Source organism: Herbiconiux sp. UC225_62, from assembly GCF_042694625.1.
Classification (GTDB): domain Bacteria; phylum Actinomycetota; class Actinomycetes; order Actinomycetales; family Microbacteriaceae; genus Herbiconiux.
Genome location: NZ_CP170551.1, coordinates 4,229,580 through 4,254,735, shown reverse-complemented (window position 1 = coordinate 4,254,735; position 25,156 = coordinate 4,229,580). Strand labels below are relative to the sequence as shown.

Here is a 25,156-nt window from a genome sequence, read left to right as displayed (position 1 = left end):
CTCGCCCGTCGCGTCCGATCATCCGACGAAGACCGAACCGCGACCGGACGGCGTGCCCGCTCTGCTCCGGCATCGTCAGGCCGAGTCCGGCGCGAGCCGCTCAGAGGCGCTGGCCACCGGATGCCTCGATCCGCTGCCCCGTGACCCACTCCATCCGGGGGTCGAGCACGTTCACGGCGATCCTGCGCTCCCCGAGTTGCTTGGCCAGGTAGAGCGTCCACGTCTCGATCGCCGCCTTCACCGCGGCGTACACCGACATCGCCGGGTTCGACGGAATGCGCACCAGTCCCGTGGAGATGTTGAGGATGCGCCCGCCGTCGGCCAGCATCGGGGCGAGTTGTTGCGTGAGCAGAACGACCCCGGTGAAGTGCACCGCCACGATCCGGTCGATCTCGGCCTTCTCGATCGCGCCGAACGGCGTCGAGCCCGCGTAGCCCGCGTTGTTCACGAGGGCATCGAACGAATCCCGTCCCCAGGTCGCGCTCAGCGCACTCGCCAGGCGTTCGGCGAAGGCCGGGAAGGTGTCGACCGCCGTCGTGTCGAGTTCGAGAGCGACGGCGCGACGGCCCCGCGACTCGATCTCGGCGACGACGGATGCCGCGGCATCCGCGTTCGAGTGGAACGTCACCACCGCGTCGGTGCCGGCATCGGCCAGGGCGAGGGCGGCTGCACGACCCAACCCGCGCGAGCCTCCTGTGATCAGGGCGATCCGCTCCTTCGACGTCTCCTTCATGCGCGCTACTTTAGCGACGCAGGCGAGCGGCATCCAGGGTTCGGCGGCTGCTTCCGGGGCGTCAGCGGGCGGCGGCGAGGATGAGGTCGGCGACGTCCTGCGGGTGCGTCACCATCGCGAGGTGGCCGCTGTCGAGTTCGATCGTCTCGGCGGCCATCCGTTCGGCCAGGAAGCGCTCGAGGTCAGGGGCGGTGGTGCGATCGTGGCGGGAGACGGAGTAATAGGTGGGGGCGGGTGCGCCAGGCCGCGACCGTGGTGCGCGAGGCGAAGAGGGTGTCGGAGATCGCGCCCTGCACGGCGTAGAGCACCCGGGCCCGATCGCGGTCGACACCGTTGGCGAAGTCCTCCAGGAAGGCGGTTTCGGAGAGCCGGGCGAACCCGCCGGCGTGCACGAGCCCGGCCGATGCGGGCGGCGTCGGGAACCGGCCAGCCAGGGCCGCGTAGTCCTCGCCGGCATCCGGAGCCCGCGCAGCGATGTACACGAGTGCGGACACGCGGTCGTCGGCGCCGGCCTCGCTGATCACGGTGCCGGCCCAGGAGTGGCCCGCCAGCACGGTCGGCCCCTCGTTCAGCGCGAGGGCGCGACGGGTGGCCGCCACATCGTCGGCGAGGGAGGTGAGCGGATTCTGCACGGCGGTGACCGTCAAGCCGGCGGACTGCAGGATCGGGACGACGTCGGCCCAGGACGAGCCGTCGGCGTACGCTCCGTGCACGAGGACGACGTTGCGGGCGGTGGTCACGGCGAGGCTCGGCTCACACGGCCATGAGTTCGGGAGTGGTCGACCGGAGATCGAGGTGGCCCGTGCCCACCCGGCCGAGCACGGCGTCGAGCGCCCTCGACGAACTGGGGGCTCTCACCACGAACTGGGCGCTGTCGATCTGGATGTTGGTGGTCGGCGCGCCGGGGCGCACATCCGTCCGGGCGATGGTGCGGCCGACCGCTGTGGCGATGTTGTCGTAGAACGCACCGGATTCGAGCGGGACCTCGTTCTCGCTCACGGTGACGGTGGTGCGCGGCGTGGTCGTGGCCGCGATGCCGTTCGAGGATTCCACGGCGATGATCCGCACCACGAAATCGGAGCCGGTGTCGGCGCCGATGGACTCGCTGCGGAAGCCGACGGCCTCGGCGAGTTCGGTGACCCGGCGCACGTCGCGCGCCGATCGGGGAGCATTCCACACCCAGGCGTTGAGCTCGAGCTCGTGCTGCATTCGTGCCTCCTGCGTCGTCGGTCGCGACGTCGCACGATGGCATCGTCGCCTACGACAAGGATTATGACATCAGGGACGCGCCTTTTGCAGGCCTTTCGACAAAAGTGGCCCGTTCGTTACGTTTCGGGGGAGGTTCGGTGTCGGCGCTGTGGTTTACTGGGCCGCATGAGTGGAGTGTTCGGCGGCCAGAGTGCCGCTGCCGCGCCGGCGAGCGGCGCGAGCGGACTCTTCCAGCTCCTCCGTGACGGCCGGCCCCGCACCCGCGCCGAGCTGGCCGCGCAGACCGGTCTCGCCCGGTCCACGATCGCCTCGCGCATCGACGGACTGCTCGCGCTGGGCCTCATCGCTCCCGTCGGCGACGCGATCTCCACCGGCGGCCGTCCGTCGTCGCGCTTCGCCTTCAATCCCACGGCCAGGGTCGTGCTCGCGGCCGACCTCGGCGCGACCCACGCCACCATCGGCATCAGCGACCTCAGTGGCACCATCCAGGCACGCCACAGCGATCCCATCGACATCACCGACGGGCCGGATCGGGTGCTGGGCTGGCTCGCCGATTCGGGGCGGGAGCTCCTGCACTCGGCCGGTCACGACCTGGGCGACCTGGCGGCGATCGGCATCGGCCTCCCGGGGCCCGTCGAGCACGTCTCGGGCCGGCCCACCAATCCTCCGATCATGCCGGGGTGGGACGGCGTCGACGTGCCGGGCCGTCTGCGCGACCGGATCGACGTCCCCGTGCTGGTCGACAACGACGTGAACCTGATGGCGCTCGGCGAGGTGGCATACGCCTGGCCGGGAGTGCAGCACTTCCTCTTCGTGAAGGTGGCAACCGGCATCGGTTCGGGCGTGATCTCGAGCGGCGTGCTGCAGCGGGGAGCGCAGGGCATCGCGGGCGACATCGGGCACGTGCAGGTGCCGCACGGCGCCGACACGCCGTGCCGGTGCGGCAACCGGGGATGCCTCGAGGCTGTCGCGTCGGGGCCGGCGATCGCCGAGACCCTGCGCCGCGCGGGTCTCGACAGCCCGAACGGCGCCGACGTGATCGCGCGCGTACGGGCGGGCGACGTGCAAGCCATCCAGGCGGTACGCCAGGCCGGCCGCGACATCGGTGAAGTCCTCGCAGCCTGCGTCAGCCTCATCAACCCCTCGGTCATCGCGATCGGCGGGTCGATGGCGCAGGCCGGGGAGCACTTGATCGCGGGAGCGCGCGAGGTCGTGTACGCGCGCTCGATGCCGCTCGCGACGGAGCACCTCTCCATCGTGCAGTCCCGGGCGGCCGCGGATGCGGGCCTGATCGGGGCAGGCGTGCTCGCGATCGAGCACGTTCTCTCGCCCGAGCGAATCGACGCCCTGGCGGTTTCGGAGGCCGTCGGCTTCTGAGTGTGATGAGTTACTACCGATCTGAGCGCGACCGCTGCCCTTTAGCGGGTCGGTGCTCCTCAAATCCGTAGGAACTCATCAGCCGCTCAGTGCGAGGGTGTTCCCGAGGTGACGATCACCACCCGGAAACCGCGCGGGCCGACGGCGCGCCAGCCGTGCGCGACTCCTGCCGCGACGGCGAGCGAGTCGCCCGGGCGCAGGGTGTTCACGGTGCCGTCCACCAGGCCGACCTCGAGCGTTCCGCCGAGCAGGTACAGGAACTCGTCCTCCTCGTGGGTGGCGAACTCGGTGAATGCGCGCTCCACGCCGACCATCTCGATGCCGAACAGCCCTCGCGGAAGCTGCGCGAGCTGCCACACGGCGCGGTTGCCGGTGGCCGGCCGTGCGGTCGCGTGCACCACGTCGACGCCGCCGGCTGTGCGTCGATCGGACGGCGGCGTCGCGAGCAAGGCTCCCGACGGCACGCCGAGCGCGCCGGCCAACTTGGCCATCGAGGCGAGGCTCAACCGCGCGTGCCCGCGCTCGACAAGGCTGAGGAACGGCTGCGACATCTCCACGAGACCCGCCAGCTGAACGAGCGTCATCCCGCGTTCCCGACGCAGGCCCCGGATGCGCCCACCCATGGCGACCGCCTCGTCGTCGAGCGGCGCCGTCGAGCGCGTGGATTTCACAACCACGAAACCTCCCGAAATCTGCTGGAAAGATATTTATGACATAAATATCTCATGAACCCCCTCATTCTCGGGATCTTCCAGTACATCGGTCCGAACGGCACGGTCGGCTCGGCCTGGCAGCATCCGCGCGACACCTCCGCCGACTTCACCAAGCTCTCGCACTGGACCGCGCTGGCGAAGAAGTTCGAGGACGCGCGCTTCGACTTCCTCTTCCTCGCCGACAGCTACGGCTTCCCGGCACTCGACGGCGAGCTGCTGCCCGCCGCGGTCCGCGAAGGGCGCGGCATCCCGCACGGCGACCCGATGCCGCTCATCAGTGCTGTCGCCGCCGTCACGGAGAAGCTCGGCTTCATCCTCACCACCTCCACAACGGTGGAGCCGCCGGCGGCGAACGCCCGCCGCTTCGCGACGCTCGACCATTTCACCGACGGGCGGATCGGCTGGAACATCGTCACCGGTTCGTCGGGCGCCACGGCCGCGGCGCTGATGGGCAAGGAGCTCATCGCCCACGACCTCCGCTACGACATGGCCGACGACTACGTCGACGTGAACCTGACCCTCTGGGAAGGGTCGTGGGAGGACGACGCGCTGGTGCGCGACAAGGAGTCCGGTGTCTACGCCGACCCGGAGAAGGTGCACATGGTGCATCACGAGGGTCCCTACTTCCGCACCGACGGCATCCTGAACCTGCCGCCGTCGCCGCAGCGCACTCCGCTGCTGGTGCAGGCCGGAGCCTCGGGCCGCGGTCGGGCGTTCGCCGGGCGCAACGCCGAGGCCGTGTTCGTGGGCGGCGGGGAGCCCGAGACCGTGGCGCGCAACATCGCCGGCATCCGCGAGAGCGCGGTGGCGGCTGGTCGCCCGGCCGACGCGATCAAGATCGTGGTGGGCGCCCTGTTCATCACCGCTCCCACCAGCGAGGAGGCGTGGGCCAAGCACGCCGAGATGCTCGCGATGTCGACGCCCGAGGGGGCGGCGGCGATCTACGCCGGCAACACGGGCGTGGATCTTCTCGCGCTCGATCCCGACAAGCCGATCGCCCAGTCGAAGACCGAGATGGGGCAGTCGAATCTCGAGCGCTACCTCGGCCGCGACGGCAAACCGGCGCCGCTGGTGCGCGACATCCTGGAGAACTTCCGGCGCACGGGCATCAACGGCAGCGTCTTCGTGGGGAGTCCCGCCGAGGTGGTCGACCAGGTGGAGGAGTTCGTGGCGCAGACCGACGCCGACGGGTTCCTCATCCAACCGCACATGACGCCCGACACCTACGACGACTTCATCGAGCTGCTGCTGCCCGAGCTCCGTCGCCGCGGTCTGGCCCGCACCGAGTACGAGGGTGCCACGCTGCGGGAGCGCTTCTTCCCTGATGGCGACGCGCACCTGCCGGCGACGCACCGCGGCCACGCCTTCCGTGCCGGGCGTGCGACCGTCGCCTCAGTCGCCGAGTGACTCGAGCAGGTCGGCGGAGGGGATGAAGAAGGTCGAGCCGGTGACCGCGCGCGAGAAGTCGAGGATGCGGTCGTACGATCCGACCGGGTCGCCGACGAACATGCGCCGCAGCATCTGCTCGATCACCCAGAGCTCGCGGGCGTAGCCGATGAAGTAGGTTCCGAACTCTCCTTCACCGGGACGCCCGAAGGGCATGTTGTCGCGCAGGATGTCGTGTTCCTGCCCGTTCGCGTCGACGATGGTGTTGAGCGACTTGTGCGACTTGCGGTCGTGAGGTCCTTCGTCGAGCTCGACGTTGTCGGCCTTGGTGCGACCGATGATCCGTTCCTGGTCTTCGGTGCTCAGCGCGCCCCAGGCATCGAGGTCGTGCAGATACTTCTGCACCACCACATAGCTGCCGCCGGCGAACTCCTCGTCTTCTTCGCCCACCAGCGACCAGTACGCCATCGAGGAGCCGGTGGGGTTCTCGGTGCCGTCGACGAAGCCGAGCAGGTCGCGCGAGTCGAAGTAGCGGAAGCCCTGCACCTCGTCGACCACGGTGACGTCGTCGCCGAGCTTTCCCAGCAACAGGCGTTCCAGCTCGAACGCGAGGTCGGCGCGTTCGGCGCGGATGTGGAACAGCAGGTCACCCGGCGTCGCCACAGCAGTGTGCACGGGACCGCGCACCTCGAAGAACGGGCGCAGCTGGGCGGGGCGAGAAGGGTGCCCGAAGCGGTCCCACGCGTCGGAGCCGATGCCGACGTTGCAGGAGAGATGGCCGTTCAGGTCGCGGAAGCCGACGGCGCGCACCAGCCCGCCGATGTCGGAGACCACGTCGCGAACACGGTCGGCGACATCCTGCCCCTCGCCGATGGTGACCGTCAGGAAGATCGCCGACGTGGACAGGGGAGCGTTGACGCTCTGCGGCTCGATGGGGGTGCGGTCCCAGGCATCTTCGTGCATGCAGCGATTCTAGGCGTTCGCTGTGAACGATGTATCGGTAACTTGACTCATCCTGATTAGCGATATATCTTTAACACATCGCGTAACACTCGCGACACAGACTCTGACAGAAAGGATGCATCCCATGCGAGGCATTCACACCACACAACCCCTTCACGAACATCACGGCTGGCAGCGCGGACCCCACGGTCACGGAGGCCGCGGCGGTCGGGGCTTCGGCCCCGGCGGCCCCGGATTCGGCGGCTTCGGCCCCGGCTTCGGTCCTCGCGGTCCGCAGCGTGCGAGCCGCGGCGACGTGCGCTCCGCCATCCTCTCCCTCCTCTCCGAGGCACCCTCGAACGGCTACGGCCTGATCAAGGCGATCGCCGAGAAGACCGGGGGAGTGTGGCGCCCGAGCCCCGGCTCGATCTACCCCACCCTCCAGCAGCTCGTCGACGAGGAGCTCATCGTGTCGACCGGAGACGGTCGTCGCACCGAGTTCGAGTTGACGGACGCAGGTAAGGCCTACGTGGCCGAGCACCAGGAGGAGCTCACCAAGGCGTGGGAGGCCACCCCCGGCCAGTCGGCCGCCGACGCGGAGTTCCACGCCGCGGTCGCGAAGCTGATGGGCGTGGTGCAGCAGTTCCGCTTCGCCGCGACCGATGAGCAGCGCGCCCAGGCCACCGAGAAGGTCGACGAGGCTCGACGGGCCCTCTACCTCATCCTCGCCGACTAGTCCCGGCCCGTTCCGTCCGACGTCCATCCCTCCGGGGGTGGACGTTCGGCTTTAACGGGCATTCGGTGCGATGGGTCGCCTCGGTAGCCGACTAAGCACCTCAGGACGGGAATAGGGCATTGTCCCGATGTCGGGCCTGCGCCTTAGAGAGGAATCTCGAACCATCGAGAAACCCCACGGAGGACATCATGTCGATCACCGAGTATTCGTTCAGCTGGCTCAACCAGGCTCACGAGGAGGAGCTCGCGCGGGAACTGGAGTTCCGGCGGGTCGTCGCGGAGCGGATCGAGCAGCAGGTTCCGGCGCCAAGCGTGCCCAAGCGGCTCACCCGCTGGCTTCGACGGATGTCGGTGGCCGGTGGCACGATGTAGGTATGCAGACGACGAGCCCCTTGCTCATCGGCCGCGAGAACGACCTCGACTCCTTACGCACCGCGGTGCGGGAGAGCAGGGCGGGGTCGACTCGCACGGTCGTCGTCAGTGGCGAGGCCGGAATCGGCAAGACCCGCCTCGTCGCAGAGTTCCTGAGCCACGTCCCGGCCGACACCATCGTGCTGCGGGGGCAGTGCATCGACCTCGATCGTGACGCACCGCCCTACGCGCCGATCGTCGCTCCCTTGAGAGCGCTCGTGACCGAGATCGGCGAAGCCGCCGTGCTCGAGGCCACGGGCTCCGCCGCGAGCCTCTCGCGTGATGCGCTGGCCATCCTGCTGCCCGAACTGGGCGAGGCCGACGTGCCGGAGGCCCAACGGCGCGGTGGCCCCGACCGGCTCTACGACGCGGTGGCCACCGTGCTCGAGAACGTGGCGCGCACGCGCCCGCTCGTGCTCGTCATCGAAGACCTGCACTGGGCCGATCAGGCCACGCTCGGTCTCCTCCGCTTCCTCCTGCGGGTGGTGGAGGAGTCGCGCATCCTGTTCGTGCTCACCTTCCGGAGCGACGAGCTGGGCCGCGGGCATCCGTTGCGCGCCTGGCTGCCCGAACTCGACCGCAATCGCCGGGTCTCGCGCCTCGAGCTGCCACGGCTGAACCGCCGCCAGGTGCGTCAGCTGTCGACGGCGCTCCTCGGCACGCCGCTCGACGCCTACGACCTGGGCATCGTGTTCCAGCGCACCGACGGGGTGCCCTTCTTCATCGAGGAGATCCTGGGCTGCGATTTCGAGACCGTCGAGAGCTTCCCCGACACCCTGCGCGACATCCTGCTGGCCCGCTACGAGACCCTCAGCGAGCCCACGCAGCGCATCCTGCGGCTGATCGCGGCCGGCGGCGTGCGGGTGGAGCACGAACTCCTGGCCGACGTGAGCGATGCCACGCCAGAGTCCATCGACGACGCGGCGCGCGAGGCCGTCACGGCGCGGGTGCTGGTGGTCGACGACACGGCCTATTCCTTCCGGCACGCCCTCGTGCGCGAGGCCATCCACGACGAATTGCTGCCGGGCGAGCGGATGCGCTTCCACACCTGCTACGCGCAGGCCCTCGAAGACCGACAGGGTGCGCCGAGCGTCGACTCGACCGCCATCTCCTATCACTGGATGGCGGCGCACAACGTGCGTGCCGCCTTCACCGCCTCGCTCACGGCGATGGCGCAAGCCCGCGCATCCTTCGCCAATTCGACGGCGGCACGGATGGGGGAGCGTGCGATCGAGCTCTGGGAACAGGTGCCCGACGCCGAGACGCTGGCCGACCGCACCCGGGTCGAGCTGCTCGCCGAGACGAGCTACATCCTCCGCAACGCGGGCGAGAGCGAACGGGCGATCGCCCTGATCGACGAGGCCATCGGAGCCTCGTCGCCGTCCGACGCCGACATCTACGCCAAGTTGTTGCGCGACAAGGCGTCGTTCCTCGCCAACATCGGGCACACCGGCTCCATCGAGCTGCTGCGGGAGGCGCTCACCGTGCTCGAGGGCCGGCCCCGCAGCGTGCTCCGTGCCAACGTGCTGGGCGAGCTCTCCGCCCGGCTCATGCTCGAGGCGCTCTTCGACGAAGCGGTGGCCACGGCCGATTCGGCCTACGCCGAAGCGGAGGAGGTCGGTTCCCGACCCCGGATGTCGGTGGCCGCGAACATCCGGGGCATCTCGCGTCTGTCGCTCGGCGAGATCGACGCCGGCCTCGCCGACCTGGCGCTCGCCGGCGAGCTCGCCGAGGGCAACGAGTCGGCCCGACTCCGCTACTGGGTCAACGAATCCGATGCCATGAGCCTGCTCGGCCGGTTCGACGAGGCGATCCGCATCGCCGAGGCCGGGGCCGAGCGTGCCCGTCAGCGCGGCGTGGAACGCACCTCCGGCGCGATGCTGATGCTCAACGTCATCGCCCCGCTGTTCTCGCTCGGCGAGTCGCGCCGGGCCAACGAGATGCTCGACCGGGCGCTCGAACTCGACCCTCCGATCGGTTTCAGCGCGCACCTGCAGCGGATGAAGCTGCAGGCCACGCTCTGGTCGGGCGACACCGCCCTCGCCGAGAAACTGCTGCGCGGCTGGCGAGCCCCGTTGAGTCTGCAGCTGCGCATCGACGCGCAGTCGCGCCTCGGTCTCGGTGCCGTGGCGGGCGAGATCGCGTTGGCCCGCGGCAACGTGGCAGAAGCCTGGCGTGAGGTGAGCGTCATCCTGGCGCCGGAGCACCGCATCTTCCCGGCCCACGACCTGCCCTTGCTCGCGATCTCGGCGCGTGTGCTGGGCTGCGCTCGCGCATCCGGTGTCGATCTGCGGATCGGCGACGACGGAGCCACGTCCGGAGACCGGCGACCGGGCACCGGCAGCGACGCCGACGGCGGCCTCGACGAGATCGAGCGCCGCCTCCGCGACATCCTCGCCCAGGTGGCCGGCTGGCCCACGGCCCAGGCCTATGTGGCTCTGTTCGAGGCCGAATTGGGCGGCCCCGAGCGCGCGGGCAGCGATTGCGCCCTGTGGGCGGCCGCCGTGGACGCGGCGGGTGCGCCGATCGCCCCCGCGCAGCTGGAGCCCTATGCCCGCTATCGTCATGCCGAGGCCCTGGCCGCCGGCGGTGACCGTGCAGGCGCCCGGCTCCGCGCGAACGAGGCACGCCTCGCGGCCGAGCGCATCGACATGGGTCTCATCGTCGACCTGGTCGACGATCTGGAGCGCCGGGTCGGCCTGGTGCGCATCGCCGGCGGCCGCGACAGCGGGGCGGGTGCCACAACCGGCGACGCGATCGCCCCGCCCGCCGTGCGCACGGTCGAAGACGACCTCACGGAGCGCGAGCGCCAGGTACTCGCGCTGATCGCCCAGGGTCTCAGCAACCGCCAGATCGCCGAGCAGCTGTTCATCAGCGCGAAGACGGCGAGCGTGCACGTGTCGAACATCCTGCGCAAGACGAACACCTCCTCCCGCACCGAGGCCGCCTACCTCGCGCGCAGTTTCGAGCCGATCGAAGCCGTCAAGAGCGACGCCTAGTCCGTCTTAGAAGGCGCGCCCGGCACCCGGTGAAGATAGGGCATTCGCCGGATGAGCCCGCCCGGCCTCAGCGAGCAGTGTGTAGTCACACCCACTCACCGGAGGCAGGACATCATGATCGTCTTCAGCATCGCACTCGGCTCACTCGCCCTCTGGGGCGTCGTCGCCGCCGCCCGCGGACTCACCCGCGACGGCTACCACCAGATCCCCACCCGCCCGCGTTAAGCATCCGTTCACCTCGGCGTCGGCCGTCGGTTCGCGAACTGCGCGATACTCCCGAGCGCAAGCGCGTGAAGGAGAACCGATGGCCGACGACGCCACGACCGCCCAGCTCGACCTCAACGACATGCTCGGCTACGTCGTGGTGGACACCGACGACGACGATCCGGTGCTGATCGACCGGCACGGCGCCGTCGTCGACACCTGGCGCGAGGGCTATCCCTACGACGAGCGAATGGACCGCGAGGAGTACGAGTCCACGAAGCGCCTGCTCCAGATCGAGCTGCTGAAGCTCCAGAACTGGATCAAGCTCGAAGGCCGGCGCCTCGTCATCGTGTTCGAGGGCCGCGACGCCGCGGGCAAGGGCGGCACCATCAAGCGGTTCACCGAACACCTCAACCCGCGCGGCGCCCGCGTGGTGGCGCTCGAGAAGCCCACCGAGCGCGAGAGCACCCAGTGGTATTTCCAGCGTTACGTGCAGCACTTCCCGGCCGCGGGCGAGATGGTGATGTTCGACCGCTCCTGGTACAACCGTTCGGGCGTCGAGCGCGTGATGGGATTCTGCACCGACACGCAGTACGAGGAGTTCCTGCAGCAGGCCCCCTCGTTCGAGCGGATGCTCGTGCAGGACGGCATCGACGTGGTGAAGTTCTGGTTCTCGGTCTCCAAGAGCGAGCAGCTCACCCGCTTCGCCATCCGTCAGGTCGACCCGGTGCGGCAGTGGAAGCTCAGCCCGATGGACATCGCGTCGCTCGACAAGTGGGACTCCTACACGGTGGCCAAGGAGACGATGTTCGCCGCCACCGACACCGACCTCGCGCCCTGGACCGTGGTGAAGAGCAACGACAAGAAGCGCGCCCGCCTCGAGGCGATGCGCCACGTGCTGAGCCTCTTCCCGTATGCCGAGCGCGACGCCGAGATCGTGGGTGCGCCCGATCCGCTGATCGTCGGATCGGCGGAGCGGGTCTACGAGAGCGGCGAGAAGGAGTCGGCCAGCGCGTCGAGCACGGCACCGGGCGCCTCGATGTGACCGAAGTGCCCGGCCGCGGCGAGTACCACTGTCGTGGCCTGGGGGATGGTCTCGGCGAGCATCCGGTGGTCGCACGAGGTCACGAACACGTCGTGCTCGCCGCGAACCGAGCGGACCGGGCAGGTGATTCGCCGCCAGTTCTCTTCGGCGTCGTAGTCTCCGGCCTGGCGCGCGGCGATCACGAACGCCTGGGGTCGGACCTCGGCCGCCAGGGCGTCGACGACCGATCCGGGTACGAGCGACGGATGCGCGAACAGCGGTGACACGACGGCGCGCAGCAACCGTATGCGGTTGAATCCGCTGAGCAGCACCGCCGCGGCGCGGCCGAGTGGCGCGAACACCGTCATGACGGCCAGCAGCGCCGAGAACGCGGGGAGCGTGCCGAAGCGGCGGAGCGGATGCGCCGCCGCTTCCATCACGGAGAACGTCGTCGGCGAGACCAGACCCACCGACCGCGTGCGCACGGGTTCGATCGAGGCGAGGTGCAGGGCCACGAAGCCGCCGAGCGAGTGCCCGATCAGGTTCCACTCGAGGTAGCCGAGCGCCCTGACCGCATCCGTCACGGCGCGGGCGTAGGCGTCGATCGTGCGCGAGTCGCGGCCGTTGCGCAGCGGCCGGTCGGGGAGCGGCGCCTCACCCCACCCGGGCAAGTCGATGAGCACGAGATCGGCCGGCGCGTCGCCTCGTGCGCGAGCGGACTCGAGCAGCGGGGTCCAGGTCGACCAGGAGCCGGCGGCCCCGTGCAGCAGCACGGTCGCCGTGGTCCCGGTACGAGCGGGGCTCGTACGCACCAGGAGGGCGCCGAGCCGGGTGGTCACCTGGCGGGTGATGAGGCCGCTCTGCGCCGGGTCGGTGCGGAGCGGGAAGGGGGCGTAGGGATCGGATCGGGAGTCGCGCGGGTCGGCCGTGGGCGCGGCGGAACAGCGAGAGCGTACGGGTGTGCTCATAGACGGTGTTCGGAGCGGTCGCTCCCGTGGATGGGGCAGACCCGGCAGTCGGTTCAGCGGCGGATGGCGAAGCCCATCGACTCGTCACCGAGCGCATCCGGAGCGCCGTCCGACTCGATGTCGGAGGTTTCGAGCGCCGTGACCCGGGCGCCGGGCGGCCCTGAGCGCATCCATTCCACCATCGCGTCGACGGCTCCCGGTTCCCCGTCGACCTCGGCGAACACCGACCCGTCCGGCCGGTTCTGCACGAACCCGCTCACCCCGAGCGCGGTGGCCCGGTCGCGGGCCGCCCAGCGGTACCCGACTCCCTGGACCGAGCCTCGAACCACCACGCGTCGACGCACCATGCTGAAATCCTGCCACGCGAGAGCGACTACCCTCGAAAGACGACCTCGTTCCGTGGGCGCGCCTGCCGCGCGGAGCAGACCAGGAGCAGACGATCGGAGCCCGCGTGCGACGTGCTTTCGGTCTCGTGCGCCTCGCGGTGGCCGTGCTCGGCGCGGTCGCACTGATCTTCGACTTCGACTACGTGCTCGGTTTCAGCACTTTCTCCACCATCAACTACTTCAGCTACTTCACCTTCCAGTCCAATCTGGTGAACGTGATCGTGCTCGGCACCTCGGGTATTTTGCTGCTCCTGGGGCGTCGGGCCGGGCCGTTCCTGGTGAGCGTCCGGGCCCTCGTCACGACCTACGTCATCGTGTCGGGCGTCGTCTTCGGTCTGATCGTGTCGCAGGCCGGCAGCCATCACTACCGCATCGACGTGCCGTGGTCGAGTCAGATCCTGCATTTCTGGATACCGGCCTACGTCCTGCTGGACTGGATCCTCGGGGTCGGGCGTGTGCGCATCCGTTGGCGCACGGTCGGGATCGTGTTGGCCTTTCCCGTGGTCTGGGGCGTTTTCACGCTCATCCGCGGGTCGATCGTGCGGTGGTACCCCTACTTCTTCCTCGACCCCGATCAGGTGAGCGGCCCGGCCGAGTTCGCCCTCTACTGCGGCATCGCGATCGGCTTGTTCGCCGGCATCCAGGCGGGTCTCGTGGCACTCAGCCGCCTGCATCCGCTGCTCCCACTCAGCGAACGAGCCGATGCGCGACTCAGGGCACGACTGTCGGGGTCGGCGAGGGCGTTGCGGTCGAGAGCGTCTCGTCGACGAACGGAACGAGTGTCCGCAGCGCCGCCTCGATGAACTCGTCGTCGCTCTGCTTGAGCGTCACGGGCACGTCCTCCGCCGCGGTGAGGCCTACCAGGATCGGTTGACCGGTCGCCGGCAGCAGGTTGATCCACTCCGCGATCTCGGAGGTCTCGTCGACCACCGAGAGCACCGTGGCCTCGGTCGACCAGAACGGCTCGTCGAACCGGAGCCAGAGCTGTTCGAGGGTGCCCATTCCGAGGGCCTCGATCGACGCCGTCGTGGCCTCGGGCAGGGCAGGTGCGAACTCGATGGTGCCGGATTGCAACACCCCGATCGGCACGGTCACCACCACCCGATCCACCGAGAGCGACTCTCCGGTGCCGAGTCGCAGGCTCACGCCGTCGTCGTCGTAGGCGATCCGGATGACGATGCTCGACAGCAGCACGTCGAGGTCGTCGAGCGCGTCCTCCACCACGGTCTCGAGCCCGCCCACCACGAGCGCGCTGCCGGCGGCGAGGCCGGCGCGGTCGAGGCCGTAGCTGGCCGAGAGACGGAAGGAGTTCGCGCCGTATTCGCTGGCGATCGCGGTTTCGAGGTAGTGGGCGAGCTCATCGCTCGGCGAGACCCCGTCGGGCGACGGGGTGGTGGAGAGAGTCGATGCCCCCGAGGCGGAGAGCGCGCTCGCCAGGGAGTTGTCGGTCGGCTGTGCCCGGGCCCAGTCGACGGCGGTGGTGACGGCATCGGGCCCCACGGTCGAGGGCGGCACGACCACCCCGTCGAGGGTGCGCGTCTCCCGGGTGGCGTCGAGCGAGATGGTGCCGACGGCACTGGCCTGCAGCAGTCGGTCGAGCGTGTCGCCGGCGACGGATGCCGCGCCGAGCTCCACCGGGAAGGGCCAGGCTCCGTCGTCCCGCGTGTCGATCCGGCCACCGACGCGATCGCGGGCCTCCACCACCACCACGTCGAAGCCGGAGTCGGCGAGGGCGCGGGCAGCGGTCGCGCCGGCCAGCCCGGCGCCGATCACGGCGATCCGCTCTTCGGGCCGGGCGAGGGCGGACACGCGCCCGGCGACGGCCGTCCCGGAGGCTTCGGCACCGATCACGGTGCCGGGAACTCGCTCGACGCGGCCTCGCCGGCGAAGAACACCCGATCCGCCACCGTGTCGCGCAGCGTCGCGCGGTCGGCGGGGGTGGCGCCCACCGGGGTCATGCTGAACGACCCGAGCGAATACGGATCGGTGGCCCAGGCGCTGCGCAGGAAGGATGCCGGCCGCGGTACGAGCGAGGGTGGGGTGGGGGTCGTGGTGACGGTCGCCGTCGGCGGGATCGGCTTCGGCGGCGTGCAGGCCGCGAGCGCGGCGAGCGAGGCGACCGAGATCGCCCCAGCCAGGAAGGTCCGTCGCTCGATAGCCATTACCTCCACGTTAGCCAACGATCTGCCGATCTGCCCCGGTGCCGTGCTCCGAACGCTGGAATGATGGGCTGATGATCTCCATCGAGCTCGCCCGCGCCCTCCGCACCGCCGGTCTCCGCTGGCATCCGCGCTCGGGCGACAGCTTCGTCATCGAGACCTCCGAGGCCGGCGGCGACGTGTTCACCGTCGCGGAGATGACCGTCGAGGTGCACGACTTCCCGTCGGGGCAGCTGATCGGGTTCAACGGCACCACCGAGTGGGCCCTCGACTCCGTCGACGTCTCCGACACCCTGTGGCTGCCGCGGGAGGATCAGCTCCGCGAACTCCTCCGCGACGGCTTCCAGTCCCTCACGGTCGACCGCGACGGGGGAGAAGCGCTCTTCGTGGTGGCTGCGGTCATCCGCGGCGTCCGGCGGGGATATGAAGCGCTCACCGCCGCGGACGCCTACGGGGAAGCCGTACTCGACCTCATCGTTCAGAGTCTGGTCACCGAAGACGATTAGCGGTTCGGGAGGGGAGGAATAGGCTTGTCGAATGACTGAAAACGCCGTTCCCACCGTCACGCTGAACAACGGGACCGAGATTCCCCAGCTCGGCTTCGGAGTGTTCCGGGTCGACCCGGACAAGACCAACCGCATCGTGCGCGACGCGCTCGACGTGGGCTACCGTCACCTCGACACCGCGAAGATCTACCAGAACGAAGAAGGCGTGGGGCACGCCGTGCACGAGTCGGGCATCGCCCGCGAAGACCTCTTCATCACCACGAAGCTCTGGAACTCCGACCAGACGAACGCGCAGGAAGCCTTCGAGAAGAGCCTCGCTCGCCTCCGCACCGACTACGTCGACCTCTACCTCATCCATTGGCCGACGCCGGAGAAGGACACCTTCGTCGAGGCGTGGCGCTCGTTGATCGAGATCCAGGAATCCGGCCGCGCGAAGGCGATCGGCGTCTCGAACTTCACGATCGACCACCTCGAGCGCCTGATCGCCGAGACCGGAGTGGTGCCCGCGGTCGACCAGGTCGAGCTGCACGTCGATTTCCAGCAGGCCGAGCTGCGCGCCTTCGCAGCCGAGCAGGGCATCGCCATCGAGGCCTGGGGCCCGCTCGGCCAGGGCAAGATCAACCAGTCCGAGGAACTCGCCGGCATCGCCGCCGCGCACGGCAAGTCGGTGCCGCAGACGATCCTGCGCTGGCACACCCAGATCGGGAACATCGTCATCCCGAAGAGCAACAACAAGGATCGGATGGCGGAGAACTTCGACATCTTCGACTTCGAGCTGAGTTCGGCCGAGATCGCGACCATCGCGACCCTCGACCGCGGCGAAGACGGCCGCAACGGCGGTCACCCGCTCGAGGTCAACTGACCTGAGGCAGCTGCGCGTCGGCCTTCTTCCCCGGGAACCAGGGGATGAGGGCCGACGTGCGCTTCTTGTAGTCGGCGTATTCCGGGTACTTCGACAGCGTGATGCTCTCGGTGAAGACGGTCGAGCCGATGAACAGGAGAGTCAGCAGGACAGCGCCGGCCACGGTCCACTGGAAGACGGTGCCCGCGGCGGTCGCGCCGATGAAGAAGACGACCCACCACTGCGCCTGTTCGAAGAAGAAATTCGGATGGCGGGAGTAGCGGAAGAGCCCGGTCTGCAGGAAGCGCGGTCGCGCATCCCTGCCCGCCGCGGTCTCCCGCTTCTTCCACTGGTGGAAGTTCCACTGCTGCTGGTCGGCCACGGTCTCACCGACGAGGAAGGCCAGGAAGATCACGAACAACAGGGCGTCGAGCAGGCCGAACGGTGTGGCCCGGTGCTCGAACATCATGAACGCCGGCAGCGTGATGAGCAGCAGGATGACGTTCTGGTAGATCGTGATGAAGAAAAGGTTGAAGACCTGGAACTGCCACGGCTTCATCCGTGCCCGCAGAACGGCCCACCGGTAGTCCTCCCCGCCCGGCGCGTAGCCGCCCTTGCGGGAGAAGTTGAAGGTGAGGCGCGCGCCCCACAGGGTGACCGCCACCGCCAGAAGATCGAGTCGCAGGTCGGCGAACCCGGCCGCTCCGGCGAAGATCCAGACGTAGACGATGGGGATGACCGACCAGATCCGGTCGACCCAGGAGTACTCCCGCGTGATCAGGGAGGCGACCCAGACCGCCAGGCAGATCGCAGCGAACACCCAGATCGAAGCAATCAACGGAGCCATGGGAAAAGTGTAGGGCGCGCTCGGCATTCCCAGGGGCAATTCCCGGTTGGCGAGTGGCCGCGATCGGCTACGCTGGTCGAAGCAAGGAGGGCAGCCGGATGACGAACGACGCGAACATCGAACACACGACGAGCATCCCCGTGCCCACCACGACCGGCGACACCACGTTGTCGCTCACCGGTGAGTTCGCGGCGCAGCTCGCCGCCCTCGAGGGCGGCGTCACCAGTGAGGAGCTGGAGTCGATCGCGGCCCTGCCGTCGGGTTCCGCTCTGCTGATCGTGCGGCGCGGACCGAACTCCGGCGCGCGCTTCCTGCTCGACACGAACGTCAGCACCGTGGGCCGTCACCCGAACGCCGACATCTTCCTCGACGACGTGACTGTCTCTCGTCGCCACGCGGAGTTCTCCCGCCACGGGCACACCTTCCAGGTGCGCGACCTCGGTTCGCTGAACGGAACGTACGTCGAGGGTGTGCGCGTCGACGACGCGCTGCTCGACGACGGCGCCGAGGTGCAGATCGGCAAGTTCCGCCTCACGTTCTACCCGTCGCGTATCGACGTGGTCACCGCAGCGGGAGAGTAGTGGCGGCCGCAGTCCAGCCTTCCGAGCGCCGGTCCTCTGAAGGGCGCTCCGCGCGTTCCTCCTCCCCGTCGAGTGCCTCCGCATCCGGTGCCTCGTCGCAGCTCCTCGGCATCGGGCAGGTGCTGTCGAAGCTCACCGCTGAGTTCCCCGACCTCACCCCGTCGAAGTTGCGCTTCCTCGAGGAGCGCGGGCTGGTGCATCCGGCCCGTACCCAGTCGGGCTACCGCAAGTTCTCGCAGAACGACCTGAGTCGGCTGCGCCTCATCCTCACGATGCAGCGCGACTGCTACCTGCCGCTGGCCGTCATCAAGGACTACCTGGCCGACGTCGACGCCGGGCTCAACCCGCCGATGCCCGGTTCGGCCCTCCCAGGCGGCGCGTCGATCCTGCAGACCGGCCGCCGGCTGAGCCGCGACGACCTGACCCGCGAAGCGGGCGCCACGCCGATGCTGGTCCAGGATGCCTTCTCCGCCTCCGTGCTGACCCCGGCCGACTCCTACGGCGAGGATTCGCTCGTGGTGCTGAAGGCTCTCGTCGAGTTGCAGCGCAGCGGAATCGAGCCGCGACACCTGCGCGGGTTCCGTCAAGCCACCGAACGCGAGCTCGGCCTGATCGAGAGCGCCCTGATGCCGGTGGCCCGACGGCGCGACCCTTCGAGCCGCGCCAAGGTCGCCGAATTGGCGATGGAGATCGCCGGTCAGCTCGAGATCGTGAGATCCAGTCTGATCCGCTCGGCGTTGGGTCGCATCGCGCCCTAGCCCGGAACGGCGCGGCCGATCGTCGATAACGATCCGGTCGGCGCGCGACACGCCGCGCGCCGAAGTGGTGATGTCGTTGCCCCGCGGAGTCAGCATCGATAGCGTGGGGTAAGCACAAGACGAGTACCGGATGCCCCGGACGATGGAAGGCGCTGATGAGCGAGTTGATCCAGGACGACGATTCGCGCTACGATCTCGGGCTCCTGTTCACCGATGGTCTTCCCGACCTCGATGACGCGAGCGGATATCGTGGGGCCGTCGCCGCGCGCGCCGCGGGGATCACCTACCGCCAGCTCGACTACTGGGCGCGCACCGCGCTGGTCGAGCCCACCGTGCGCGGAGCAGCCGGTTCGGGGTCGCAGCGTCTCTACGGGTTCCGCGACATCCTCGTCCTGAAGCTCGTGAAGCGCTTGCTCGACACGGGGATCTCGCTGCAGCAGATCCGCACGGCCATCAACCAGCTGCGCGAATCCGGCATCAACGACCTTGCTCAGACCACGCTCATGAGCGACGGCGCGAGCGTCTACCTCTGCACCTCGAACGACGAGGTCATCGACCTCGTGAGCCGCGGGCAGGGTGTGTTCGGCATCGCCGTGGGCAAGGTGCTCCGCGAGGTCGAGAACAGCTTGGTCGAACTCGACTCCGTCGTTCTCGACCCCACGGACGAACTCGCAGCCCGCCGCGCCGCTCGCAAAGCCGTTTAGCCAGCACTAGAGCGTCGTGGTGAGGACTCCGCCGTCGGCTCGGAGGGCCGCGCCGTGCGTGGCCGATGAGACCGGACTGGCCAGGTAGACCGCGAGGTTCGCGATCTCGCTCGGATCGATGAAGCGCTGCAGGAGCGAGGTCTGGTTGCCTCCGATGATCGCGGCCTTCAGGTCGTCGGTCGGCATGCCCTGCGCCTCGGAGATCTGCTCGACGGCCCGCGCGACGCCCTCGGAGTAGGTCGGCCCGCCGAGGATGGTGTTCACCGTCACCTTCGTTCCCCTCGTGAGCTTCGCCAGACCGTTGCTGAGGGCGAGCATCGCGGCCTTGGTCGTGCCGTAGTGCAGCATGTCGGCCGGAACATTCACCGCCGACTCGGTGCCGATGAAGATGATGCGGCCCCAGTTCTCGGACAGCATGCGGGGGAGCGCGTACCGTGCGAGCCGCACGCCGCTCATCACGTTGACGTCGAAGTAACGCTGCCAGTCGTCGTCAGGGATGTCGTCGAAGGCGGCGACCTCGAAGATCCCGACATTGTTCACCAGGATGTCGACCTCGCCTATGCGTTCCAGCAATCGGGCGACTTCGGCAGGCCGGCCGAAGTCGGCAGCGATTCCCGAGACCGCCGCTCCGGGGTTCTCGGCCTTCAGACGTCGTACCGCGCCCTGCACGGTCTCGTCACGGCGCCCATTGACGACGACGGTCGCCCCTTCGGCGAGGAGTGCCTTCGCGACGGCGTAGCCGATACCCTGCGTCGATCCGCTCACGAAGGCGCGTCTTCCACTCAACTCGAGATCCATGTCTCTCCATTCACTTGCTCAGTCACGTGAAACGGTAGCATGATGACTTGCTCAGTCAAGTCACACTGGTAGTCTGGCGGCATGACGGATGACACCGACCGCACGGCTCTCCGGGGCGATGACCTGCAGACCTGGGCCACCCTGGCGACGGTGCTCGAGTGGCTCCCGTCGGCTCTGGACACCCAGCTGCTGCACGACTCGGAGCTCACGCACTTCGAGTACGGCATCCTCTACGCCCTCGCCGACGCGCCGGATCTGACCCTGCGCATGAGCGTGCTCGCCGGCTACGCGAACAGCTCGCTGTCGCGACTCTCCCGTGCCGTCGCACGACTGGAGTCGCGCGGTTGGGTGCGGCGCGCAACCGATCCGTCCGACGGCCGCTACACCTTGGCCACTCTCACGGCGGAGGGTCAGGGGGCGTACGAACGGGCGACGCCGGGCCACGTCGAGACGGTGCACCGCTTGGTGCTCGACCCGCTGACGACCGCACAGAAGAAGCAGCTCCGGGAGATCAGCCGGCGCATCCTCCGGTCGATCCGCGACGACGGGGAGTGGTCGGCGAACTAGGCCTTGGTGACGTCGGCGTATTCGCCCACGCGCCCGGTGCGCATCACGCGCTCGAGCAGCAGGTCGAAGTTGCGCGCCATCTCCTGCGCGCCTTCGCCGGGCCAGACGTGCAGCGGTTTCGCCGCGCCCTGGGCCTGCTGCAGCGAGGTGCGCTCGGGCAGCTGGGGCGAGAGCACCAGCGGGCCGAACATGTCGCGCAGCTCCTTGATGCGGAACTGGTGCTCGAGCGACTGCGACCGCACGCGGTTCACGATGATGCCGAGCGGCTGAAGACGGGGGGAGAGTCCGCGGCGGATCTCCTCGATGGCGCGTAGTGCGCGGTCGGCGGCGGCGACGGAGAAGAGGCCGGGCTCGGTGACCACGGAGACGCGGTCGGATGCCGCCCAGGCGGTGCGCGTGAGCGCGTTCAGAGACGGGGCGCAGTCGATGAGCACGAGATCGTATTCGGTCTCGACGGTGGCCAGGGCCTCCTCGAGCTTCCAGATGTCGCGGATCGAGGGGTGCGGCCCGTCGAAGTTCAGTGCCGAGGGGCTGCCGATGAGCACGTCGATCTTGCCGCCGCGATCCTTCGTCCATCCCGAGGGAGCGATGGCCGCACGAACGACCTTCTCCTTCGGAGACGCGAGCACGTCGGCGACGTTGAGATGACCGGCGACACGGATGTCCATACCGGTCGACACGTCGGACTGCGGATCGAGGTCGACGACGAGGGTACGCAATCCCTTGGCGAACGCAGCGGAGGCGAGCCCGAGCGTCACTGTGGTTTTGCCCACACCTCCCTTGAGGGAAGAGACGCTGAGTACATGCACAATCGACTACGTTACCTTCACTAGGCTTAGAGAACCTAACTGTTCGCTGTACGCGCATGCGCCCGAAAGGTCTCGATGTTCAAGAAGATTCTGGTTGCCAACCGCGGTGAGATCGCGATCCGGGCGTTCCGGGCCGCTTATGAGCTCGGTGCGAAGACGGTCGCGGTGTTCCCTTATGAGGACCGCAACTCGATGCACCGTCTGAAGGCCGATGAGGCGTATCAGATCGGGGAGGTCGGGCATCCGGTGCGCGCCTATCTCGATGTGTCGGAGATCATCCGGGTGGCGAAGGAAGCGGGTGCCGACGCGATCTACCCGGGTTACGGGTTCCTGTCGGAGAACCCGGAGCTCGCGAAGGCGGCGGCGGAGAACGGGATCACGTTCATCGGTCCGGGCGAGCACGTGCTCGAGATGGCGGGCAACAAGGTCACGGCGAAGGAGCACGCGATCGCGGCGGGGGTGCCGGTGCTGAAGTCGACGCCGGCCACGCGCGACATCGAGGAGCTGCTGGCGGGTGCGGAGGAGATCGGGTTCCCGATCTTCGCGAAGGCCGTCGCGGGCGGCGGCGGGCGCGGGATGCGCCGCGTCGAGACCCCGGAAGAGTTGCGCGGCGCCCTCGAGGCGGCGATGCGGGAGGCCGACAGCGCGTTCGGCGACCCGACGATGTTCCTGGAGCAGGCGGTGCTGCGGCCGCGGCACATCGAGGTGCAGATCCTGGCCGACGGTGCGGGGGAGACGCTGCACCTGTTCGAGCGGGACTGCTCGGTGCAGCGCCGCAATCAGAAGGTCGTGGAGATCGCGCCGGCGCCGAACATCAGCGACGAGTTGCGTGAGGCCCTGCACTCCGACGCGATCAAGTTCGCGAAGTCGATCGGCTACGTGAACGCGGGAACGGTGGAGTTCCTGGTCGACACGGTCGGTCCGCGCGCGGGCACCCACGTGTTCATCGAGATGAACCCGCGCATCCAGGTCGAGCACACGGTGACCGAGGAGGTCACGGATGTCGACCTCGTGCAGTCGCAGATGATGATCGCGTCGGGCATGACCTTCGACGAGATCGGCCTGCACCAGGAGGATATCGTGCTGCACGGCGCGGCCCTGCAGTGCCGCATCACCACCGAAGACCCGACGGCCGGCTTCCGGCCCGACACGGGCAAGATCGCCGCCTACCGCTCGCCGGGTGGCGCGGGCGTGCGTCTGGATGGCGGCACCGTCGACGTGGGCGCGCAGATCTCCCCCCACTTCGACTCGATGCTCGCGAAGATGACCTGCCGGGGTCGCGACTTCCCGGCCGCGGTGCGGCGGGCGCGTCGTGCGCTGGCCGAGTTCCGCATCCGCGGTGTGTCCACGAACATCCCGTTCCTGCAGGGCGTGCTCGACGACCCCGACTTCATCGCCGGCGATCTGTCGACGAGCTTCATCGAGGAGCGGCCGCAGCTGCTCGGCGGTCACCAGTCGAAGGACCGCGGCACGAAGATCCTGAACTGGCTCTCGGATGTCACGGTGAACCAGCCGAACGGCCAGCGCGTGGGAACCGTGGAGCCGGCCCACAAGCTGCCCAAGATCGACCTCTCCACGCCGGTGCCCAACGGATCGCGTCAGCGGCTGCTCGAGCTCGGCCCGGCCGGCTTCGCCGCCGACCTCCGCGCGCAGACCGCCCTGGCCGTCACGGAGACGACGATGCGCGACGCGCACCAGTCGCTGCTCGCGACCCGCGTCCGCACCCGCGATCTCGTGGCCGTGGCGCCGTATGTCGCCCGGATGACGCCCGAGCTCCTCTCGGTCGAGGCCTGGGGCGGTGCCACCTACGACGTGGCGCTGCGCTTCCTCGGCGAGGACCCGTGGGAGCGGCTCGCCACGCTGCGTGAGGCGCTGCCGAACGTGGCCATCCAGATGCTGCTCCGCGGTCGCAACACGGTCGGCTACACCCCGTATCCGACCGAGGTGACGGACGCGTTCGTGAAGGAGGCGGCATCCACGGGTGTCGACATCTTCCGCATCTTCGACGCGCTCAACGACGTCGAACAGATGCGCCCGGCGATCGACTCGGTGCTGGCCACCGGCACCACGATCGCGGAGGTGGCGGTGTGCTACACCGGCGACCTGCTCGACCCGGCCGAAGACCTCTACACGCTCGACTACTACCTCAAGCTGGCCGAGCAGATCGTGGCGTCGGGTGCACACATCCTCGCCATCAAGGACATGGCGGGCCTGTTGCGCCCTACGGCCGCTGCGAAGCTCGTGGCGGCGTTCCGGGAGAACTTCGACCTCCCGGTGCACGTGCACACGCACGACACCGTCGGCGGCCAGCTGGCGACGCTCCTGGCCGCATCGCAGGCCGGTGCCGACGCCGTGGATGTCGCATCCGCTCCGATGGCGGGCACCACGTCGCAGCCCAGCGCCTCCGCCCTGGTCGCCGCCCTCGCGCACACGCAGCGCGACACCGGGCTCTCGCTCCAGGCCGTGTCCGACCTCGAGCCCTACTGGGAGGCCGTGCGGCAGGTCTACCGCCCGTTCGAGTCCGGCCTGCCCGGTCCCACCGGTCGCGTCTACCACCACGAGATCCCGGGCGGCCAGCTGTCGAACCTGCGCCAGCAGGCCATCGCGCTCGGCCTCGCCGACGACTTCGAGCTGATCGAAGACCTCTACGCGGCGGCGAACAAGATCCTCGGCCGCATCCCGAAGGTCACCCCGTCGTCGAAGGTGGTCGGCGACCTCGCGTTGCATCTCGCCGCGGTGCGGGCCGATCCGGTCGATTTCGAGCAGAACCCGCAGAAGTACGACATCCCCGACTCCGTGATCGGCTTCATGGCCGGTGAGCTCGGCGAGCTGCCGGGCGGATGGCCGGAGCCGTTCCGCACGAAGGTGCTCGAGGGCAAGAACGTCAAGATCGGCGTCACGCCGATCACCGACGAGGACCGCGAGGCCCTGAACGGCGACGCCCTCGAACGTCGCGCCACCCTGAACCGGCTGCTCTTCCCGGCTCCGACGCGCCAGTTCGAGCAGATGCGCGAACTCTTCGGAGACCTCTCCGTGGTCGACACCGTCGACTACCTCTACGGCCTCACCCAGGGTGTGGAGCACGTGGTCGAGATCGACAAGGGCGTGCGCCTGTTCGTGGGTCTCGAGGCGATCGGCGAGGTCGACGCCAAGGGCATGCGCACGGTCATGACCACGCTGAACGGGCAGCTCCGCCCGGTCAACGTGCGCGACCGCTCGGTGAAGGTCGAGAGCAAGGCGGCGGAGAAGGCCGACGGCTCCAAGCCCGGCCAGGTTCCTGCCCCGTTCTCCGGTGTCGTCACCCTGAAGGTCGAGGAGGGCGCCACCGTCTCCGCGGGCGAGGCCGTCGCCTCGATCGAGGCCATGAAGATGGAGGCCGCGATCACCACGCCGGTCGCCGGTGTCGTGACCCGGCTCGCCATCCCGAAGACCCAGCAGGTGGAGGCCGGCGACCTCATCGTCGTCGTCACTCCCTCCTGATCCTGAACTGAGAGAAGCA

General features: G+C 68.9%; 26 protein-coding genes. 14 read left to right on the top strand and 12 right to left on the bottom strand.

Features of this window, described 5'->3' with window-relative positions; all coding sequences use genetic code 11:
* Nucleotides 1-100: 100 nt before the first annotated feature.
* From ACFJGU_RS20715 to ACFJGU_RS20705, 3 genes are all read right to left on the bottom strand, one after another.
* The gene (locus ACFJGU_RS20715) at nucleotides 101-733 is read right to left on the bottom strand and encodes an SDR family NAD(P)-dependent oxidoreductase (RefSeq protein WP_382306223.1); all 633 of its coding nucleotides are present in this window, start codon (nucleotides 731-733) and stop codon (nucleotides 101-103) included.
* Nucleotides 734-915: 182 nt separating this feature from the next.
* Nucleotides 916-1,473, bottom strand: coding sequence for an alpha/beta fold hydrolase (locus ACFJGU_RS20710; protein WP_382306222.1), 558 nt, complete (start codon nucleotides 1,471-1,473; stop codon nucleotides 916-918).
* Between the two features lie 13 nt (nucleotides 1,474-1,486).
* The gene (locus ACFJGU_RS20705) at nucleotides 1,487-1,942 is read right to left on the bottom strand and encodes a hypothetical protein (RefSeq protein ID WP_382306220.1); all 456 of its coding nucleotides are present in this window, start codon (nucleotides 1,940-1,942) and stop codon (nucleotides 1,487-1,489) included.
* A 165-nt stretch (nucleotides 1,943-2,107) separates the two neighbouring features.
* Between ACFJGU_RS20705 and ACFJGU_RS20700 the strand changes: the two genes are divergently transcribed.
* Nucleotides 2,108-3,319, top strand: coding sequence for an ROK family protein (locus ACFJGU_RS20700; RefSeq protein ID WP_382306218.1), 1,212 nt, complete (start codon nucleotides 2,108-2,110; stop codon nucleotides 3,317-3,319).
* An 86-nt stretch (nucleotides 3,320-3,405) separates the two neighbouring features.
* Here ACFJGU_RS20700 and ACFJGU_RS20695 read toward each other — a convergent pair whose 3' ends face one another.
* Nucleotides 3,406-3,990, bottom strand: a complete 585-nt coding sequence (locus ACFJGU_RS20695; protein ID WP_382306216.1) for a helix-turn-helix domain-containing protein — start codon at nucleotides 3,988-3,990, stop codon at nucleotides 3,406-3,408.
* Between the two features lie 54 nt (nucleotides 3,991-4,044).
* Here ACFJGU_RS20695 and ACFJGU_RS20690 point away from each other — a divergent pair, with 54 nt between their 5' ends.
* The gene (locus ACFJGU_RS20690) at nucleotides 4,045-5,439 is read left to right on the top strand and encodes an NtaA/DmoA family FMN-dependent monooxygenase (protein WP_382306214.1); all 1,395 of its coding nucleotides are present in this window, start codon (nucleotides 4,045-4,047) and stop codon (nucleotides 5,437-5,439) included.
* Here ACFJGU_RS20690 and ACFJGU_RS20685 read toward each other — a convergent pair.
* Entirely contained in the window at nucleotides 5,425-6,381 is a 957-nt protein-coding gene (locus ACFJGU_RS20685; RefSeq protein ID WP_382306212.1) for a Dyp-type peroxidase, read from the bottom strand. The two genes, ACFJGU_RS20690 and ACFJGU_RS20685, sit on opposite strands and share 15 nt — an antisense overlap.
* Before the next feature lie 124 nt (nucleotides 6,382-6,505).
* Between ACFJGU_RS20685 and ACFJGU_RS20680 the strand changes: the two genes are divergently transcribed.
* The 4 genes from ACFJGU_RS20680 to ppk2 all read left to right on the top strand — a co-directional run bounded on the left by ACFJGU_RS20680 (nucleotide 6,506) and on the right by ppk2 (nucleotide 11,754).
* Entirely contained in the window at nucleotides 6,506-7,096 is a 591-nt protein-coding gene (locus tag ACFJGU_RS20680; RefSeq protein WP_382306211.1) for a PadR family transcriptional regulator, read from the top strand.
* 188 nt (nucleotides 7,097-7,284) lie between these two features.
* Nucleotides 7,285-7,467, top strand: coding sequence for a hypothetical protein (locus tag ACFJGU_RS20675; RefSeq protein WP_382306209.1), 183 nt, complete (start codon nucleotides 7,285-7,287; stop codon nucleotides 7,465-7,467).
* Between the two features lie 2 nt (nucleotides 7,468-7,469).
* Nucleotides 7,470-10,505 (top strand): AAA family ATPase, encoded by a 3,036-nt coding sequence (locus ACFJGU_RS20670; RefSeq protein WP_382306207.1) that lies wholly within the window; start codon nucleotides 7,470-7,472, stop codon nucleotides 10,503-10,505.
* Nucleotides 10,506-10,809: 304 nt separating this feature from the next.
* On the top strand, nucleotides 10,810-11,754 hold the full coding sequence (gene ppk2, locus ACFJGU_RS20665) for a polyphosphate kinase 2 (RefSeq protein WP_382306205.1): 945 nt from the start codon (nucleotides 10,810-10,812) through the stop codon (nucleotides 11,752-11,754).
* On the opposite strand, the gene ACFJGU_RS20660 is transcribed toward ppk2, so the two are convergent.
* Entirely contained in the window at nucleotides 11,691-12,701 is a 1,011-nt protein-coding gene (locus ACFJGU_RS20660; RefSeq protein WP_382306203.1) for an alpha/beta fold hydrolase, read from the bottom strand. The two genes, ppk2 and ACFJGU_RS20660, sit on opposite strands and share 64 nt — an antisense overlap.
* Before the next feature lie 53 nt (nucleotides 12,702-12,754).
* On the bottom strand, nucleotides 12,755-13,048 hold the full coding sequence (locus ACFJGU_RS20655) for an acylphosphatase (RefSeq protein WP_382306201.1): 294 nt from the start codon (nucleotides 13,046-13,048) through the stop codon (nucleotides 12,755-12,757).
* Nucleotides 13,049-13,152: 104 nt separating this feature from the next.
* Between ACFJGU_RS20655 and ACFJGU_RS20650 the strand changes: the two genes are divergently transcribed.
* The gene (locus ACFJGU_RS20650; RefSeq protein WP_382306199.1) at nucleotides 13,153-13,890 is read left to right on the top strand and encodes a Pr6Pr family membrane protein; all 738 of its coding nucleotides are present in this window, start codon (nucleotides 13,153-13,155) and stop codon (nucleotides 13,888-13,890) included.
* Here ACFJGU_RS20650 and ACFJGU_RS20645 read toward each other — a convergent pair.
* On the bottom strand, nucleotides 13,799-14,938 hold the full coding sequence (locus ACFJGU_RS20645) for a flavin monoamine oxidase family protein (protein WP_382306197.1): 1,140 nt from the start codon (nucleotides 14,936-14,938) through the stop codon (nucleotides 13,799-13,801). The two genes, ACFJGU_RS20650 and ACFJGU_RS20645, sit on opposite strands and share 92 nt — an antisense overlap.
* Nucleotides 14,935-15,249 (bottom strand): FAD-dependent oxidoreductase, encoded by a 315-nt coding sequence (locus ACFJGU_RS20640; protein ID WP_382306195.1) that lies wholly within the window; start codon nucleotides 15,247-15,249, stop codon nucleotides 14,935-14,937. The genes ACFJGU_RS20645 and ACFJGU_RS20640 overlap by 4 nt, the downstream gene beginning before the upstream one ends.
* Nucleotides 15,250-15,320: 71 nt before the next feature.
* On the opposite strand from ACFJGU_RS20640, the gene ACFJGU_RS20635 reads away from it, so the two are divergent.
* Nucleotides 15,321-15,752 carry a pilus assembly protein CpaE gene (locus ACFJGU_RS20635; RefSeq protein ID WP_382306193.1) on the top strand — a complete coding sequence of 144 codons (432 nt, stop codon included), beginning with the start codon at nucleotides 15,321-15,323 and terminating at the stop codon, nucleotides 15,750-15,752.
* Between the two features lie 31 nt (nucleotides 15,753-15,783).
* Nucleotides 15,784-16,614 (top strand): aldo/keto reductase, encoded by an 831-nt coding sequence (locus ACFJGU_RS20630; RefSeq protein WP_382306191.1) that lies wholly within the window; start codon nucleotides 15,784-15,786, stop codon nucleotides 16,612-16,614.
* On the opposite strand, the gene ACFJGU_RS20625 is transcribed toward ACFJGU_RS20630, so the two are convergent.
* A complete protein-coding gene (locus ACFJGU_RS20625; protein WP_382306189.1) occupies nucleotides 16,607-17,440 on the bottom strand; it encodes a DUF1295 domain-containing protein in 834 nt (277 codons plus the stop codon). The genes ACFJGU_RS20630 and ACFJGU_RS20625 overlap by 8 nt on opposite strands.
* Before the next feature lie 98 nt (nucleotides 17,441-17,538).
* Between ACFJGU_RS20625 and ACFJGU_RS20620 the strand changes: the two genes are divergently transcribed.
* From ACFJGU_RS20620 to ACFJGU_RS20610, 3 genes are all read left to right on the top strand, one after another.
* A complete protein-coding gene (locus ACFJGU_RS20620; RefSeq protein ID WP_092553877.1) occupies nucleotides 17,539-18,021 on the top strand; it encodes an FHA domain-containing protein in 483 nt (160 codons plus the stop codon).
* Nucleotides 18,022-18,131: 110 nt separating this feature from the next.
* A complete protein-coding gene (locus ACFJGU_RS20615) occupies nucleotides 18,132-18,779 on the top strand; it encodes a MerR family transcriptional regulator (RefSeq protein ID WP_382310457.1) in 648 nt (215 codons plus the stop codon).
* Between the two features lie 155 nt (nucleotides 18,780-18,934).
* Nucleotides 18,935-19,483: a MerR family transcriptional regulator gene (locus ACFJGU_RS20610; RefSeq protein ID WP_382306187.1), complete on the top strand. Its 549-nt coding sequence runs from the start codon at nucleotides 18,935-18,937 to the stop codon at nucleotides 19,481-19,483.
* A 6-nt stretch (nucleotides 19,484-19,489) separates the two neighbouring features.
* Here ACFJGU_RS20610 and ACFJGU_RS20605 read toward each other — a convergent pair whose 3' ends face one another.
* Nucleotides 19,490-20,281 (bottom strand): SDR family NAD(P)-dependent oxidoreductase, encoded by a 792-nt coding sequence (locus ACFJGU_RS20605; protein WP_382306185.1) that lies wholly within the window; start codon nucleotides 20,279-20,281, stop codon nucleotides 19,490-19,492.
* A gap of 81 nt (nucleotides 20,282-20,362) precedes the next feature.
* Here ACFJGU_RS20605 and ACFJGU_RS20600 point away from each other — a divergent pair, with 81 nt between their 5' ends.
* Nucleotides 20,363-20,848 carry a MarR family winged helix-turn-helix transcriptional regulator gene (locus ACFJGU_RS20600; RefSeq protein WP_382306183.1) on the top strand — a complete coding sequence of 162 codons (486 nt, stop codon included), beginning with the start codon at nucleotides 20,363-20,365 and terminating at the stop codon, nucleotides 20,846-20,848.
* On the opposite strand, the gene ACFJGU_RS20595 is transcribed toward ACFJGU_RS20600, so the two are convergent.
* Complete coding sequence (locus tag ACFJGU_RS20595; RefSeq protein ID WP_031282071.1) at nucleotides 20,845-21,657, bottom strand: ParA family protein; 813 nt, start codon at nucleotides 21,655-21,657, stop codon at nucleotides 20,845-20,847. The genes ACFJGU_RS20600 and ACFJGU_RS20595 overlap by 4 nt on opposite strands.
* Before the next feature lie 75 nt (nucleotides 21,658-21,732).
* Between ACFJGU_RS20595 and ACFJGU_RS20590 the strand changes: the two genes are divergently transcribed.
* Entirely contained in the window at nucleotides 21,733-25,137 is a 3,405-nt protein-coding gene (locus tag ACFJGU_RS20590) for a pyruvate carboxylase (RefSeq protein WP_382306181.1), read from the top strand.
* Nucleotides 25,138-25,156: the final 19 nt, after the last annotated feature.